Here is a 14,892-nt window from a genome sequence, read left to right on the forward strand (position 1 = left end):
GGCGTGTGGCTTGCGCTGTGCGTAGGCCCGCGCTTTGTCTTTCTCCACATGCTTTTTCCAGCCAGATCGCCCTGTGGCGGTGGAGCAGTGCGATGACTGAATCGATTGAACGTGACGCCCGGCACAAGGCGCGCATGGCCCGCAAGAAAGCCCTTATCGACGAGAAAATCGCCCAGGCCCAGGAAGAATACGGCCTGCTGCTGGTGCACAGCGGCAATGGCAAGGGTAAGAGCAGCAGTGCCTTCGGTATGGTTGCCCGCGCCTTGGGGCATGGCCTCAAGGTCGGCGTGGTGCAATTTATCAAGGGCGCGGCCAGCACCGGCGAAGAGGCCTTCTTCCGCCGTTTTCCCGATGAAGTCAGCTATCACGTAATGGGTGAGGGTTTTACCTGGGAGACCCAGGATCGTCAGCGCGATATCGACAAGGCGCGCGAAGCCTGGGCCGTGGCGGCGCAGTTGCTCAATGATCCCGCCATCGGTCTGGTGGTGCTGGATGAGCTGAACATCGCGCTGAAATATGGCTATCTGGAACTCGACGCGGTGCTCGCGGATATCGAGGCGCGGCCGCTGCTGCAGCATGTCGTGGTGACCGGCCGTGGTGCGCTGCCGGGGATGATCGAGGCGGCGGATACCGTCACCGAGATGAGCCTGGTTAAGCATGCCTTTAAGGCCGGGGTAAAGGCGCAGAAGGGAGTTGAGTTTTGACCAGCGCCCGTTCATGCCCGGCGTTATTGATCGCAGCACCGGCTTCCGGCCAAGGCAAGACTACGGTGACCGCCGCCTTGGCGCGTTTGCATGCGCGCCAGGGCAAGTGTGTGCGGGTATTCAAGTGCGGCCCGGATTTTCTCGACCCGATGATTCTCGCGCGCGCCAGCGGAGCGCCGGTGTATCAGCTCGACCTGTGGATGGTCGGCGAGGCCGAGAGCCGCAAGCTGCTCTGGGAAGCGGCGGGTGAAGCCGATCTGATTCTGATCGAAGGGGTGATGGGCCTGTTCGATGGCACGCCATCGGCGGCCGACCTGGCGCGGCACTTCGCTGTGCCGGTGTTGGCGGTGATCGATGGTTCGGCCATGGCGCAGACCTTCGGCGCCATGGCCCATGGATTGGCGACCTTCCAGCCTGATCTGCCGTTCTCCGGGGTGCTTGGCAATCGGGTTGGCAGTGCGCGCCATGGTGAGATATTGCGCGATGCACTGCCGAGCTCGATCCGCTGGTACGGCGCCTTGCCGCGTAGCGCCGAGGTCGGCTTGCCGAGCCGCCATTTGGGCTTGGTGCAAGCGGGTGAGCTGGCCGACCTGGATGCGCGCCTGGACGCCGCCGCCGATGCCCTGGCCGCTAGTGCCGATACCGATCTGCCGCCACCCGTCAGCTTTGCCGCCCCTGAGCAGGCCAGGCCCGCGCCATTGCTTAAGGGGGTGCGAATTGGTGTGGCCCGCGACAGCGCCTTTGCTTTTCTTTACCAGGCCAATCTCGACCTGTTGAGCGAACTGGGTGCCGAATTGCAGTTCTTTTCGCCGCTTACAGATGAGCAGTTGCCGGATGTCGACAGCCTGTATCTGCCCGGCGGTTACCCGGAGCTGCACCTGGCCACGCTTGAGGCCAACCAGCCCATGGCCGAGTCGATTCGCGCGCACCATGCAGCCGGCAAGCCGATCCACGCCGAGTGTGGCGGCATGCTCTATCTGCTCGACAAACTGACCGACAAGCAAGGCGCCAGCGGGCAGATGCTCGGCCTGTTAAGCGGGGAGGCGACCCTGCAACCGCGCATGACCGCCATGGCCTTGCAACAGGCGGAGCTGCCGGAAGGGCTGCTGCGCGGCCACAGCTTTCACTACTCGGCGCTAAGCAGCGATCTGCAACCCCTGACCCGTGGCGAATGCCCGAACTACAAGCGCACCAGTGAGGCGGTTTATCGCCAGGGGCGGATGACCGCCTCCTATATCCACTTCTATCTACCGTCTGATCCCACTGCCGCTGCAGCGCTGTTTTGCCCCGGAGCGCCGGCATGAGCGAGCAGGCCTTCAGTCCCGAAGAACGCGCGGCGGTCTACCGCGCCATCACCGAGCGCCGTGATATGCGCCATTTCAGCGGCGGCGAAGTGGCACCCGAACTGCTCGCACGTTTGCTTGAAGCCGCGCACCAGGCACCGAGCGTCGGCCTGATGCAGCCGTGGCGGTTTATTCGCATCACCCGTGCGGCCTTGCGTGAGGCGATTCACGGGCTAGTGGAAGAGGAGCGCTTGCGCACCGCCGAGGCACTGGGCGAGCGCAGTGATGAATTTATGCGGCTGAAAGTCGAGGGCATCCGTGACTGCGCCGAGCTGCTGGTGGTGGCTTTGATGGAGGGCCGCGAGGCCCATGTATTTGGCCGCCGCACCTTGCCGGAAATGGACCTGGCGTCCCTGGCCTGCGCCATTCAGAACCTCTGGCTGGCCGCCCGCGCCGAGGGTTTGGGCATGGGTTGGGTATCGCTATTCGAGCCCCAGGCCCTGGCGGATTTGCTCAATATGCCGGACGGTAGCAAGCCGCTGGCGGTGCTGTGCCTGGGGCCGGTCACGGAATTCTATGAAGCACCCATGCTGGTGCAGCAGGGCTGGGCCGAGCCACGGCCACTAAGCGAGTTGTTGTTTGAAAACCAGTGGGGCACGCCATGAGCCTGGTGCTTAGCACCTGCGCCGGGGTTGCTCTGGACGCGATTTTTGGCGAGTCCAAGGGCTGGCATCCGCTAGTGGCCTTTGGTCGTATGGCCGAGCGTATCGAGCAGCGCTTCAATCCGGCGGGCGGCGGTTGGCGCAGCCATGGCGTCAGCGCCTGGTGCCTGGCGGTATTGCCGCTGACCCTGCTGACCTGGCTACTCACACAGATCAGCGGGCTGGGTTGGGCGGTGGAAATACTTGCGTTGTATGCCGCGCTTGGCCTGAAAAGCCTGGGTGAACATGCCATGCCGGTGGCCCAGGCGCTGCGGCTGGGCGATCTACGTCTGGCGCGTGAGCGGGTCGGTTATATGGTCAGCCGCAATACCGCGCAGCTCGACGCCGCCGGGGTGGCCCGGGCTGGCAGTGAATCGGTGCTGGAAAACGGCAGCGACGCGGTGTTCGCCGCGCTGTTCTGGTTTGTGCTGGCCGGTGCGCCGGGCGTGGTGCTGTATCGCCTGAGTAATACCCTGGACGCCATGTGGGGCTATCGCAATGAACGTTTCGAGCTCTTCGGCTGGGCCGCCGCGAAAATCGACGATGTGCTCAATTACCTGCCGGCCCGGCTGGTCGCATTGACCTACGCGCTGCTCGGTAAAACTGCACTGGCGCTGCGTTGCTGGCGTACCCAGGCGCCGCTTTGGGACAGCCCGAATGCCGGCCCGGTAATGGCGGCCGGGGCAGGCGCGCTGGGCGTCAGCCTGGGCGGCGCGGCGGAGTATCACGGCGAGCTGCATATTCGGCCGGACCTGGGCGCGGGGCCGCAGCCCAAAGCGCGGGATATAGAGCGGGCGCTCAATCTAGTCAGCGCTGGCGTGCTGCTATGGGTAGCGCTGCTACTGCTTTGGGGGCTTTTTTATGGGTAAACCTTCTTATGCTTGAGCACGGCGGTCGCTTGCGCGCAGCGTCTTTGCGTTATGGCATCGCCCTGGCGGATTGGCTGGATTTATCCACCGGCATCGCGCCATACGGTTGGCCACTGCCGGCGATTCCTGCGAGTGCCTGGGCGCGTTTGCCCGAACAACAGGACGGCCTGGAAATCGCCGCCCGTGATTATTACGGCGTGAGCAATCTGCTGCCGGTGGCGGGCTCCCAAGCGGCGATTCAGGCACTGCCGCGCTTAGTGCGGGAGGCTCGGGTAGGCATCGTCTCGCCTGCCTATGCCGAGCACGCCGCCGCTTGGCAGCGTGAGGGCCATCGTCTGCTGGAGCTGAGCGAAGGCGGTATTGAACGGGCGCTGGAGCGTTTGGATGTGCTGCTGCTGGTCAACCCTAATAACCCGACCGGGCGACGTATTGAGCCCGAGCGCCTGTTGGACTGGCATGCCCGCCTGGCCGAGCGCGACGGCTGGCTGGTCGTCGATGAAGCCTTTATCGATTGCACGCCCGAGTTCAGCCTGGCGGCCTTTAGCGACCGACCGGGGCTGATTGTGTTGCGCTCATTTGGCAAGTTCTTCGGTATGGCCGGTATTCGCCTGGGCTTTGTCCTGGCCCAGCCGGCCGTACTGGAGCAGCTGGCCGAGCTGCTCGGGCCCTGGGCGATCAGCGGGCCGAGCCGGGTGGTGGCTACTGCGCTGTTGCAGGATCTCGCCGGGCAGCGATTACAGCGTGAGCGGCTGTTGACTGATGGCGAGCGCCTGGCTTCGCTACTCCGCGCGCAAGGTTTTGCGCCCACCGGTGGCTGCGCGCTGTTTCAATTCTATTGCACGCCTAGGGCGGCCGAACTGCACGAGTTTCTCGCCGCTAAGGGCATCCTTACGCGACTGTTTGCCAGCCCGTTAAGCCTGCGTTTTGGTTTGCCTGCCGACGAGTCGGGCTGGCAGCGTTTACAGCCTGCCCTTGCAGCCTTTGCCAAGGAATCGCGATGACTACGTTAATGGTGCAGGGCACCACGTCGGATGCCGGCAAAAGCACCCTGGTGACTGCGCTATGCCGCTGGCTTAAGCGCCAGGGCGTTAGCGTGGTGCCGTTTAAACCACAGAATATGGCGCTCAACTCGGCGGTCACCGCTGACGGTGGCGAAATCGGTCGCGCCCAGGCGGTGCAGGCCCAGGCCGCCGGACTGGCCCCGCACACCGATATGAACCCGGTGCTGCTCAAACCTAATAGCGACACCGGCGCCCAGGTAATCATCCACGGGCGCGCGCTCAGCAGCATGGATGCCGTGGCTTACCACGATTACAAACAGGTGGCGATGCAGGCGGTGCTGCAATCGCACCTGCGTCTGAGCGCGGCCTACCCGGTGGTGATAGTGGAGGGCGCGGGTTCGCCAGCGGAGATCAATCTTCGCGCTGGCGATATCGCCAATATGGGCTTTGCCGAGGCGGTGGATTGCCCGGTGATTCTGATTGCCGATATCGACAAGGGCGGCGTATTTGCCCATCTGGTCGGCACCCTGGCGTTGCTCTCCGAGAGCGAGCAGGCGCGTGTGCAGGGCTTTGTGATCAACCGTTTTCGCGGCGATATCGCCCTGCTGCAACCGGGGCTGGATTGGTTGGAGCAGCGCACCGGCAAACCGGTGCTCGGCGTATTGCCCTACCTGATGGATTTCCATCTGGAAGCCGAGGATGCCATCGATACTCGCCAGAGCGCCAAGGTCGCCGAGCGGATCAAGGTCGTGGTGCCAGTGTTGCCACGCATCAGCAACCACACCGATTTCGACCCGCTGCGCTTGCATCCGCAGGTCGAGCTGACCTTTGTCGGCCCCGGTCAGGCGATTCCCGCGGCTGATCTGATTATCCTGCCGGGCTCGAAAAGCGTGCGCAGTGATCTGGCCTTTCTGCGGCAGCAGGGCTGGCCGGCGGCCATCGCCAAGCATCTGCGTTATGACGGCAAGCTGCTGGGTATCTGCGGCGGTTTGCAGATGCTCGGCACCCAGATTGACGACCCCCATGGCCTGGAGGGCGCGGCGGGCTCAAGCCCGGGGTTGGGGCTGCTGGATTTCACTACCGTGCTGGAACCAGAGAAGCAGCTGCGCAATGTGCGCGGCCGGCTATGCCTGGAAAATGCGCCGGTCAGTGGTTACGAGATTCATGCCGGGGTCAGCACGGGCGCAGCCCTGGACGCGGCAGCGGTGCAACTTGACGATGGCCGCCGTGACGGTGCGTTGAGCGCCGATGGCCAGGTGCTCGGCACCTATCTGCACGGTCTGTTTGAAAGCAGCGCCGCCTGTAGCGCCTTGCTGCGCTGGGCGGGCCTGCGCGAGGTGCAAAGCGTCGACTACCATGCCCTGCGTGAGTGCGATATCGAACGCCTGGCCGACCTGGTCGAGGCGCATCTGGATACGGCCAGGCTGCGCAAGTTGTGCGGCCTGGCGTAGGGAGAGGCCATGCATGAACTGATTCTCGGCGGTGCCCGTTCTGGCAAAAGTCGTCTGGCCGAGCGGCTGGCGGCCGAGTCGGGCCTGGCGGTGACCTATATCGCCACCAGCCAGCCGCTGGATGGCGAGATGAATGAGCGCATTCAACAGCATCGCGAACGTCGCCCGGCGCAGTGGAGGCTGGTAGAAGAACCGCTTGCCCTGGCTAGAGTGCTGCGTGAGCAGGCCGCAGCGGATAAGTGTTTGTTGATTGATTGTCTGACGCTGTGGCTGACCAATCTGTTAATGCTGGATAACCCGGCGCGCCTGAGCGCCGAACGTGATGCGCTGCTGGACTGTGTGAGCGACTTGCCGGGGCGGATTCTGCTGGTCAGCAATGAAACTGGCCTGGGTGTGGTGCCGCTGGGCGAGCTGACTCGGCATTATGTCGACGAGGCCGGCTGGCTGCATCAGGCCCTGGCCGAGCGCTGTGAGCGCGTGGTGTTTACCGTGGCGGGTTTGCCGATGGTTCTCAAAGGAGAAGCGCTATGAGTGAGCAATGGTGGCAACAGGGCTGTCAGGCGCTGGATATGCCCGCGCGCAACAAGGCCGAGGCGCGTCAGCTCGAACTGACCAAGCCGGCCGGCTCCCTCGGCCAGCTGGAGCAGCTGGCGATTGAGCTGGCGGCCATGCAAGGCAGCCAAAGGCCGTGCATTGAGCACGTGTGGATCAGCATTTTTGCCGGCGACCATGGCGTGGTCGCCGAAGGTGTATCGGCATTCCCCCAGGCGGTTACTGGGCAGATGCTGCGTAACTTTGTCAGCGGTGGCGCGGCCATCAGCGTATTGGCCAAGCAGCTGGGCGCAACGCTTGAGGTGATCGACCTGGGTACCGCGCTGCCGCTGGAGCCGCTGCGCGGCGTACGTAATCTGCATATCGGCGCGGGCACGCAGAACTTCGCCCAGGGCCCGGCGATGACCGCTGCGCAGTTACTGCTGGCCCTGGAAGCCGGCCAGGCCAGCGTGCAGCGCGCGAGCGAAGCCGGCACCCAGCTGTTTATTGGTGGCGAGATGGGTATCGGCAATACCACTGCGGCCACGGCTATGGCTTGCCTGCTGTTGGAGTGTCCGGCGCTGGATCTGGTCGGCCCCGGCACTGGCCTGGATAGCGCGGGTGTGGCGCATAAAGCCGAGGTAATCGAGGCTGCACTGGAGTTGCATCGCCCGGCGCTCAGCGAACCCATCGACATCCTTCAGCGCCTCGGCGGTTTCGAGATTGCTGCGCTGAGCGGCGCCTACCTGGCCTGCGCACAGCAGGGCATCACCGCCCTGGTGGACGGCTATATCTGCAGCGTTGCCGCTTTGCTGGCGGTGCAGCTGAATGAGGATTGCCGCAATTGGCTGCTGTTTGCTCATAGCGGCGCCGAGCCCGGCCATCAGCGGGTGCTCAAAGCACTGCAGGCTGAGCCGCTGCTCGATCTGGGCCTGCGCCTGGGCGAGGGCAGTGGTGCGGCTCTGGCGGTGCCGCTGTTGCAACTGGCCTGCAGCCTGCACAACGACATGGCTACATTTGCTGAGGCGGAGGTGGCCGAGCGCCCGGTATGACGGTCTATCTGGAGTTGCTACGCCACGGTGAAACCGAACTGGGCGGCGGCTTGCGCGGCAGCCTTGACGATGCCTTGACCGAAACTGGTTGGGCGCAGCTGCGCGCGGCGGTGGCCGAAGCTGGCCCCTGGGATCGGCTGATCAGCTCGCCCTTGCAGCGCTGCGCACATTTTGCCGAAGAGCTGGCGACGCAGCATGACGTGCCGCTCAGCCTGGAGCCCGATCTGCAGGAGCTGCATTTCGGCGCCTGGGAAGGGCGCAGTACCGCAGATCTCATGCAAACCAACGCAGAAGAGTTGGGCCGTTTCTGGAGTGATCCCTATGGCTTCACGCCGCCTGAGGGCGAGCCGCTGCTGGCCTTCGAGGCGCGCATCTTGAACGCCTTGCAGCGCTTGCAGGCAAGTTATGCCGGCGAGCGCCTGCTGCTGGTGACCCATGGCGGGGTGATCCGTTTGCTGCTGGCCCGCGCCCGTGGCTTGCCGCGCAATGATCTGCTGCAGGTGCCGGTTGGTCATGCCGAACGCTTTCAGCTGTGCCTGGATCAACAGGGCGCACTTCGAGAGCTGATATGACGCCCTGGTGGATTGCCCTGCAATTTCTTACCCGCCTGCCGGTGACCTTGGCCGGTATGCCGACGCCCGAGCAAGTCGGCCGCTCGCTGCTGTTCTATCCGTTGGTGGGGCTGTTAATCGGCCTGTTGTTACTCGCCGCGCAGCAATTGTTGGGCGACACTCCGGCGCTGTTGCAGGCGGCGTTGTTGCTGAGCCTGTGGGTGGGCATCAGTGGTGGTCTGCATCTGGATGGCCTGGCCGACAGCGCCGACGCCTGGGTGGGTGGCTTTGGCGATAAAGAGCGCACCCTGGCGATTATGAAAGACCCGCGCAGCGGGCCGATTGCGGTGGTGGTGCTGGTGCTGCTGCTGTTGCTCAAGTTTGCCGCACTGGTGGCCTTGCTGGAGAACGGCTCCGGGTTGCTGCTGGTAATGGTGCCCTGGCTGGCACGCTGTCTATTGCCGCTGTTGTTCCTTACCACGCCCTATGTGCGGACCGGTGGCCTCGGCCAGGCGTTGGCCGAGCACCTGCCGCGCCGGCAACTGCCCTGGGTGCTGACCGTAAATGCCGTGGCCATGTTGCTGCTGGGCTGGCCGGCGCTGCTCGCCTTGCTGGTAGCCGCTGCTGTGTTTATCTGGTTGCGCAGCGTGATGCTCAAACGCCTGGATGGCACCACCGGTGATACCGCCGGAGCACTGCTGGAAATCATCGAGTGCGCGGTGCTGGTGGCCCTGGCCTGTTAACCGATAGTCGGCTTGCCTGCTGTGCAGCCAAGGCTCAACCTAATGGGTCGTAATACATCTTTGGCAAGGGAGTGGCTATGAAGACAATCGGGCGCGGCAGTATGTGGATTCTGCTGGGTGCATCGCTGATCCTGGCGCTGTCGCTAGGCATCCGCCACGGCTTTGGTTTGTTCCTGCCGCCCATGAGCGCCGAGTTCGGTTGGGGGCGTGAGGTGTTCGCCTTCGCCATTGCCTTGCAGAACCTGATCTGGGGCCTGACCCAGCCTTTTACCGGCGCCCTGGCCGATCGTTTTGGTGCCAAGCGCACGGTGATAGTCGGCGGTGTGCTGTATGCCATTGGCCTCGGCTGCATGGGCCTGGCCGATTCGCCGCTAAGCCTGTCGCTGAGCGCCGGGCTGCTGGTCGGCATCGGCCTGTCCGGCACCTCGTTCTCGGTGATTCTCGGTGCGGTGGGGCGCGCCGTGCCGATGGAAAAACGCAGCATGGCCATGGGCATCGCGGCGGCGGCGGGCTCCTTCGGCCAGTTCGTCATGCTCCCCAGCACCTTGGGTTTGCTTAGCTGGCTCGGCTGGTCGGTGGCGCTAATGGCCCTGGGGTTACTGGTGGCGCTGATCGTACCGCTGGCAGCCATGCTTAAGGACACGCCACTGCCACTTACCGGGCAGGAGCAGACCCTCGCTGAGGCCTTGCGCGAGGCTTGCAGCCACTCCGGTTTCTGGCTGTTGGCGTTGGGCTTTTTCGTCTGCGGTTTTCAGGTGGTGTTTATCGGTGTGCATTTGCCGGCCTATCTGGTCGATCAACATCTGCCCGCGCTGGTCGGCACCACGGTGCTGGCGCTGGTCGGGCTGTTCAATATCTTCGGCACTTATATTGCTGGCTTGCTGGGCGGACGGATGTCCAAACCGCGCCTGCTCAGCGCGCTGTATCTGGCGCGGGCATTAGTGATTACGGCGTTTATCCTGACGCCGCTGACGGTGTGGAGCGCCTATGCCTTCGGCGTAGCCATGGGCCTGCTGTGGTTGTCGACGGTGCCGCTGACCAACGGCACGGTGGCGACCCTATTCGGTGTGCGCAATCTGTCGATGCTTGGCGGCATCGTGTTTCTGTTTCACCAGTTAGGCGCTTTTCTCGGCGGTTGGATGGGCGGCTATCTGTATGACCACACCGGCAGTTATGATCTGGTCTGGCAGATTGCCGTGCTGCTCAGCTTGCTGGCCGCTGCGCTGAACTGGCCAGTACGCGAGCTGCCCGTGGCCCGCTTGCAACAACAGGAGGCGAATGCATGAACACCGACTACGGCTGGAGCACCGCGCTGGTGATGGGCGGTATGTTGGCCTTGGGTCTCGCTTGGTGGGGCTGGCTGCAAAGTGGGTTGGCGTTTTTGCAGTTGGGTTTGGGTGTTTGCTGATTTCATCAAGGTGATTCTTATGTGGCGTTTTTCCCTGCTGGTTGTTGTTCTGCTCAGCGCCTGGGTTGGCCCAACGCAGGCCGCCGAGTGCCCGTTGTTGTTGCAGGGCGAGGTGCAGAAGCTGCGCAGCGAGGAGCGCATTGACCTGTGTAAAGCGTTCGCCGGCAAGCCGCTGGTGGTGGTTAATACCGCAAGCTTTTGCGGCTTTACCCCGCAGTTCAAAGGCCTTGAGGCGCTCTACCAGCGCTACAAGGAGCAGGGGCTGCAGATACTCGGCGTGCCTTCCGATGACTTCCGCCAGGAAGCCGACAACAGCGAAGAAACCGCCAAGGTCTGTTACGTCAATTACGGCGTGACCTTTCCCATGAGCGAAACCCAGCGCGTTACCGGCAGTGATGCGCTGCCGCTGTTCAAAGAGCTAACTGCGCAAAGCCAGGCGCCGCGCTGGAACTTCTCCAAGTATGTGGTCGATGCCCAGGGCAAGGTCATCGCCAGCTTCCCCAGCAGCACCACTCCGGATGATCCGGCATTCCTGGCCGCCGTAGAGAAGGCCATCGCTTCGCAGCGCTGATGCCTCACCCATCTGGGCGATAGCCCGCACCCCAGCACCTCCTTAGAGTTGTGAGTACGCCGGACGCAGTTTCCCGGCGTGCCAACAAGAAAAATAAGGAGGCACCCATGCGTCGCGTTATTACTACTGCTCTAGCTGCTTGCGCCCTGGTCGGTGCGGTTGAGGCCCAGGCCAATTACACCAAGACCAAATACCCCATCGTGCTGGTGCACGGGGTGACCGGCTTCGACACCATCGGCGGGCTGATCAACTACTTCCACACCATCCCCTGGAACCTCGAACGTGATGGCGCCAAGGTCTATGTGGCCAGCGTTTCGGCGCTCAACGACAGCGAGCAGCGCGGTGCCGCATTGGCGCAGCAAATCGTGCCGTGGGCCGGTGCCAATGGCGGCAAGGTCAACCTGATCGGTCATAGCCAGGGTTCGCCAACTTCGCGCGTTGCCGCCTCGCTGCGCCCGGATCTGGTGGCCTCGGTAACCTCGGTCAACGGCGTCAATAAAGGCTCGAAAGTCGCCGACGTATTGCGCGGGGTGATCCCACCGAACAGCGCCATCGAAGGCGGGGCCAATGGCCTGGCCAATGCCATCGGTGCGGTTATCAACCTGCTGTCTGGCAGCAGCAATCCGCAGAACGGCCTGGCCGCACTGAAAACCCTGACCACTGCTGGCACCACTGCACTCAACAGTCGCCACCCCTGGGGCGTGAATAACAGCAGCTACTGCGCCAAGTCCACCGAAGTGCACAACGTGCGCGGGCACAACATCCGTTACTACTCCTGGACTGGCAACACCTCCTACACCAACGTCTTCGATGCGGTCGATCCGTTCCTGGCCATCACCGGGCTGGCTTTCGGCAGCGAGAAGAACGATGGCCTGGTCGGCGTCTGCTCCACCTATCTGGGGCAGGTGATCGGTGATGGCTACAACATGAACCATGTGGATGCGATCAACCATCTGTTCGGTGTGCGTGGCTGGACCGAGCCGGTTTCGCTGTATCGCCAACATGCCAATCGCCTGAAAAGCAAAGGCGTCTGACCGTCACCCAGCTGGCTGCGTTATGCAGCCCGCATTCTGGAGGTCATATGGCCCTGTCGTTGCGCTCAACTGTTCCCCTCTTGGTACTGGCCGGCAGCGTTGCCGGCCTTACGCTTTACTGGCAGTGGCCAGCCGATGCATTACCTGCCGCTCCTGCTGCCGCTACGGCGCCTCTGTCCGTCGCCCCCAGCCCTCTGCTGCAAGCCGCCAAACCAGAAGTCTCAACAGCTAGAACACCGGCAAGCCTGCCGGGTTTGCAGGGCACCGAAGTGGATGGCGAGCTGAAGGCGGACAGCGCCGGCAATCTGCAGTTGAACCTGGCGCTGCGTGATTATCTGGATTACTTCCTCAGCGCCGCCGATCAGGCTGGGTTGGAAACCGTGGTCGAGGTGATGCTGGCCGATGCGCGCGGACGTTTATCGGAACCCGCCCTGGGCCAGTTTATTGGCCTGTTAGGCGACTATATGGACTACAAACGCGCCAGCCTGGCGCTGCTGCAGCAACCCTTGAGCACTGCCCAGCAAAGTACCCCGGATGGCCAGCTGGTCACCTTGCAGCGGGCTTTTGAGCAGCTGGCGCAGCTGCGCCGCACGCATTTTTCCAGTGCCGCCACCGAAGCGCTGTTCGGCGCAGAGGAAGCCTACGGCCGTTACACCCTGGAGAACCTGGCGCTGATGGCCCGTGATGACCTCAGCGAGCACGGCAAAGCCCTGGCGCAGGAGCGTTTGCGCGCTCAGCTTCCCGAAGCCATGCGCGCCAGTGAAGAGCGTCAGGTCCAGGCGCAGGCGTTGCAGGCTCAAACAGACAAGCTTTGGCAGGAAGGTGCCAGCGAAGAGCAGGTGCGCCAGCTGCTTGCCTTGACCTATGATCCGCCCACGGTCGAACGTCTGCTCAGCGAGCAGCGCAACGAGCGTGCCTGGCAACAACGCTATGCCAGCTACCAGCAGGAACTTGCCGCATTGCAGGGCAATGGCCTCAGTGCTGCGGACCAGCAGCAGGAGCAGCAGCGTTTGCGCCAGCGTCTATTCAGCGCCGAAGATCAGCACCGGGTGGAAACCTATGACGCCATTGCCGCCAAGCAGCAGGACAATCAACCGCCCGAGTTGTAAGCCTTGAGCCTGGAGCGTCAGGAAGCGCTGCTCCTGGCTCAGCAGCGCCGAGGTTACCGCCGGCTTCGGTTTACCCACGTGTTGGAGGATGAGTTTGTTGAGCACCGGGTGCAGCGTATCCGCCGCCGCTTGCTTCTGATCATCAGCACCGCAGTGATCTTCCAGTTGGTCTACACCGTCCTCGATCTGTTGTTGCTTCCCCTTAATGCCAGCCTGGCCACGCTGCCAGTGCGGCTGCTGGGCATATGCGCTGCGCTGCTGTCCTTCTTCTACTGCCGCCGCCCAAACAGCCCACCGCACCGCGTTTTGCTGGCCTATGTGGCTGCCTATGCCTTTAACGGTGCGTGCGTCGCGGTGATCATCCACCTGTGCTGGAACCTGGGCGTTGCCATGCCCTATGACGGGCTGTTTCTGGTGCTGTTATTTGGCTATGTGTTGTTGGGGGTGTCGTTTCGCTCCGTCAGTCTGGCGTCTTGGGGCGTGTGCGGGCTTTTTCTACTGCTGGGCGTGTGGCTTAGCGGCGGTAGCGTGGCGCTGGGTTATCAGGGCCTGTTTCTTTTTTGCGCCAATCTGATTGGCAGCGTCGGCGCTTACCTGCAGGAGCACGGCCAGCGCGGCGCCTGGCTCAATCTGCGCCTGCTCGATCTGGCACGGCAGCGCGCCGAAGCTGACGATGCGCGCAAGCTGCGCCTGTTGGCCGCCGCCAGCCATGATCTGCGCCAACCGCTCAACGCCATGGGCTTGTATGCCCAGCACTTGCTGGAACAGAACCAGGACCCCGGTGTGCACCGCATCAGCAGCCGCTTGGCGATTGCCGTGGAGCAGCTCAGTCGGTTGTTGCAGTCGCTGTTCGATTACACCCGGCTGACTTTGCCAGGCGGTGTGCAGGCTAAGCCGGAGGTGTTTGCCTTGCGCCCCTTGCTGGCGCGGTTGAGCGGTGAAAGCCGCGCCGAGGCCGATGCTCAGGGTGTCGAGCTGCAGCTGCAATGCGCGGAGCTCTGGGTGCGCAGTGATCCGCTGCTGCTGGAGCGTGTGCTGCGTAACCTGCTCAGCAACGCCTTGCGCCATGCCCAGGCGCAGCATGTCTGGCTGCATGCTCGCGTGGAGCAGGGCGTGGTGCAGCTGGAGGTCGGTGATGACGGCCAGGGTTTAAGCGAGGAAGAACAGGGCCAGGTCTTCGAAGAATTCCGCCAACTGGATAACCCCGGGCGCAATGCCGAGCGCGGTTTGGGTCTGGGCCTGGCCATCGTCCAGCAACTGGCGCAGTTGCTGGGCCATCCATTGCAGTTGGAGTCCAGCCCCGGCGCAGGCGCGCGTTTTATCCTGCAGTTGCCGCAGGCTGAAGTCGGCGAGTGGCAAGCGCCAGCGGCGTTTGCTGCGGCATTGAGCGGGCGGGTGCTATTGCTGGAAGACGACGCTGCAGGCCGAGGGGCATTGTCCGGTTTGCTGCAGCGTTGGGGGTGCGAGGTCTGGGCCTGCGCCGATCCAGCCGAGGCCTTGCAGTGCTTGCCCGAGGCGCAGCCGCAGGTGCTGATCAGCGACTATCGCCTGGCCGCCACCGAGGATGGCTTACGCGTGATCGAGCGTTTGCGTGAAGAGGCCGGGCGCATGCTGCCAGCCTTGCTGATTACCGCCGACGTCAGCGCCGACCTGCAAGAACGCTGCACCCGCGCTCATGTCACCTTGCTCGGCAAACCGCTGCTGCCCGCCCGTTTGCGTCAGGCCCTGGCGGTGTTGTTGCCGGCAGATAGGAGCTGTTCAACGTCTCGCGAGCTAGAGGCCTGCAAGGCAAAAGCAGGCGAGGAAGCGGAGTTTACTGGTGTAAATGAGCATTCCGAGCCTGGTTTTAACGCAGCAGGGCCGACGCGCAGCAGGCGTTGAATA

The 14,892-nt window shown here is 63.3% G+C and carries 16 protein-coding genes; all 16 read left to right on the forward strand.

What is annotated here, in order from left to right; all coding sequences use genetic code 11:
- Positions 1 to 92 precede the first annotated feature (92 nt).
- A complete protein-coding gene (cobO, locus tag AC0T4W_RS08500) occupies positions 93 to 704 on the forward strand; it encodes a cob(I)yrinic acid a,c-diamide adenosyltransferase (protein WP_476318496.1) in 612 nt (203 codons plus the stop codon).
- Positions 701 to 2,008 (forward strand): cobyrinate a,c-diamide synthase, encoded by a 1,308-nt coding sequence (locus AC0T4W_RS08505; RefSeq protein ID WP_476318498.1) that lies wholly within the window; start codon positions 701 to 703, stop codon positions 2,006 to 2,008. The genes cobO and AC0T4W_RS08505 overlap by 4 nt, the downstream gene beginning before the upstream one ends.
- Complete coding sequence (gene bluB, locus AC0T4W_RS08510) at positions 2,005 to 2,652, forward strand: 5,6-dimethylbenzimidazole synthase (RefSeq protein WP_476318500.1); 648 nt, start codon at positions 2,005 to 2,007, stop codon at positions 2,650 to 2,652. Before AC0T4W_RS08505 ends, bluB begins: the two co-directional genes overlap by 4 nt.
- A complete protein-coding gene (gene cbiB, locus AC0T4W_RS08515; RefSeq protein WP_476318502.1) occupies positions 2,649 to 3,557 on the forward strand; it encodes an adenosylcobinamide-phosphate synthase CbiB in 909 nt (302 codons plus the stop codon). Before bluB ends, cbiB begins: the two co-directional genes overlap by 4 nt.
- An 8-nt stretch (positions 3,558 to 3,565) precedes the next feature.
- A complete protein-coding gene (gene cobD, locus AC0T4W_RS08520) occupies positions 3,566 to 4,558 on the forward strand; it encodes a threonine-phosphate decarboxylase CobD (RefSeq protein ID WP_476318504.1) in 993 nt (330 codons plus the stop codon).
- Complete coding sequence (locus AC0T4W_RS08525; RefSeq protein ID WP_476318506.1) at positions 4,555 to 6,009, forward strand: cobyric acid synthase; 1,455 nt, start codon at positions 4,555 to 4,557, stop codon at positions 6,007 to 6,009. The genes cobD and AC0T4W_RS08525 overlap by 4 nt, the downstream gene beginning before the upstream one ends.
- Before the next feature lie 9 nt (positions 6,010 to 6,018).
- Entirely contained in the window at positions 6,019 to 6,540 is a 522-nt protein-coding gene (cobU, locus tag AC0T4W_RS08530) for a bifunctional adenosylcobinamide kinase/adenosylcobinamide-phosphate guanylyltransferase (protein WP_476318508.1), read from the forward strand.
- Complete coding sequence (cobT, locus tag AC0T4W_RS08535; RefSeq protein WP_476318510.1) at positions 6,537 to 7,592, forward strand: nicotinate-nucleotide--dimethylbenzimidazole phosphoribosyltransferase; 1,056 nt, start codon at positions 6,537 to 6,539, stop codon at positions 7,590 to 7,592. The genes cobU and cobT overlap by 4 nt, the downstream gene beginning before the upstream one ends.
- Positions 7,589 to 8,164 carry an alpha-ribazole phosphatase family protein gene (gene cobC, locus AC0T4W_RS08540; RefSeq protein ID WP_476318512.1) on the forward strand — a complete coding sequence of 192 codons (576 nt, stop codon included), beginning with the start codon at positions 7,589 to 7,591 and terminating at the stop codon, positions 8,162 to 8,164. The genes cobT and cobC overlap by 4 nt, the downstream gene beginning before the upstream one ends.
- Positions 8,161 to 8,886, forward strand: a complete 726-nt coding sequence (locus AC0T4W_RS08545) for an adenosylcobinamide-GDP ribazoletransferase (protein WP_476318514.1) — start codon at positions 8,161 to 8,163, stop codon at positions 8,884 to 8,886. The genes cobC and AC0T4W_RS08545 overlap by 4 nt, the downstream gene beginning before the upstream one ends.
- 77 nt (positions 8,887 to 8,963) lie before the next feature.
- Positions 8,964 to 10,172, forward strand: a complete 1,209-nt coding sequence (locus tag AC0T4W_RS08550; RefSeq protein WP_476318516.1) for an MFS transporter — start codon at positions 8,964 to 8,966, stop codon at positions 10,170 to 10,172.
- Positions 10,169 to 10,294, forward strand: coding sequence for a hypothetical protein (locus tag AC0T4W_RS08555; RefSeq protein WP_276605884.1), 126 nt, complete (start codon positions 10,169 to 10,171; stop codon positions 10,292 to 10,294). Before AC0T4W_RS08550 ends, AC0T4W_RS08555 begins: the two co-directional genes overlap by 4 nt.
- A gap of 19 nt (positions 10,295 to 10,313) precedes the next feature.
- A complete protein-coding gene (locus tag AC0T4W_RS08560) occupies positions 10,314 to 10,865 on the forward strand; it encodes a glutathione peroxidase (RefSeq protein ID WP_476318518.1) in 552 nt (183 codons plus the stop codon).
- A gap of 107 nt (positions 10,866 to 10,972) precedes the next feature.
- Positions 10,973 to 11,899, forward strand: a complete 927-nt coding sequence (locus tag AC0T4W_RS08565) for an esterase/lipase family protein (RefSeq protein ID WP_476318520.1) — start codon at positions 10,973 to 10,975, stop codon at positions 11,897 to 11,899.
- Between the two features lie 47 nt (positions 11,900 to 11,946).
- Positions 11,947 to 13,008, forward strand: coding sequence for a lipase secretion chaperone (locus tag AC0T4W_RS08570; RefSeq protein WP_476318522.1), 1,062 nt, complete (start codon positions 11,947 to 11,949; stop codon positions 13,006 to 13,008).
- 3 nt (positions 13,009 to 13,011) lie between these two features.
- Entirely contained in the window at positions 13,012 to 14,889 is a 1,878-nt protein-coding gene (locus tag AC0T4W_RS08575; protein ID WP_476318524.1) for a hybrid sensor histidine kinase/response regulator, read from the forward strand.
- Positions 14,890 to 14,892: the final 3 nt, after the last annotated feature.

Source organism: Pseudomonas sp. C7.1 (genome assembly GCF_056312395.1).

Excerpts from the sequence above, each read along its gene's own strand:
- cobO (WP_476318496.1), top strand. The coding sequence starts at position 93 with ATGACTGAATCGATTGAACGTGACGCCCGGCACAAGGCGCGCATGGCC.
- bluB (WP_476318500.1), top strand. The coding sequence starts at position 2,005 with ATGAGCGAGCAGGCCTTCAGTCCCGAAGAACGCGCGGCGGTCTACCGC.
- cbiB (WP_476318502.1), top strand. The coding sequence starts at position 2,649 with ATGAGCCTGGTGCTTAGCACCTGCGCCGGGGTTGCTCTGGACGCGATT.
- cobD (WP_476318504.1), top strand. The coding sequence starts at position 3,566 with ATGCTTGAGCACGGCGGTCGCTTGCGCGCAGCGTCTTTGCGTTATGGC.
- AC0T4W_RS08525 (WP_476318506.1), top strand. The coding sequence starts at position 4,555 with ATGACTACGTTAATGGTGCAGGGCACCACGTCGGATGCCGGCAAAAGC.
- cobU (WP_476318508.1), top strand. The coding sequence starts at position 6,019 with ATGCATGAACTGATTCTCGGCGGTGCCCGTTCTGGCAAAAGTCGTCTG.
- cobT (WP_476318510.1), top strand. The coding sequence starts at position 6,537 with ATGAGTGAGCAATGGTGGCAACAGGGCTGTCAGGCGCTGGATATGCCC.
- cobC (WP_476318512.1), top strand. The coding sequence starts at position 7,589 with ATGACGGTCTATCTGGAGTTGCTACGCCACGGTGAAACCGAACTGGGC.
- AC0T4W_RS08545 (WP_476318514.1), top strand. The coding sequence starts at position 8,161 with ATGACGCCCTGGTGGATTGCCCTGCAATTTCTTACCCGCCTGCCGGTG.
- AC0T4W_RS08550 (WP_476318516.1), top strand. The coding sequence starts at position 8,964 with ATGAAGACAATCGGGCGCGGCAGTATGTGGATTCTGCTGGGTGCATCG.
- AC0T4W_RS08555 (WP_276605884.1), top strand. The coding sequence starts at position 10,169 with ATGAACACCGACTACGGCTGGAGCACCGCGCTGGTGATGGGCGGTATG.
- AC0T4W_RS08560 (WP_476318518.1), top strand. The coding sequence starts at position 10,314 with ATGTGGCGTTTTTCCCTGCTGGTTGTTGTTCTGCTCAGCGCCTGGGTT.
- AC0T4W_RS08565 (WP_476318520.1), top strand. The coding sequence starts at position 10,973 with ATGCGTCGCGTTATTACTACTGCTCTAGCTGCTTGCGCCCTGGTCGGT.
- AC0T4W_RS08570 (WP_476318522.1), top strand. The coding sequence starts at position 11,947 with ATGGCCCTGTCGTTGCGCTCAACTGTTCCCCTCTTGGTACTGGCCGGC.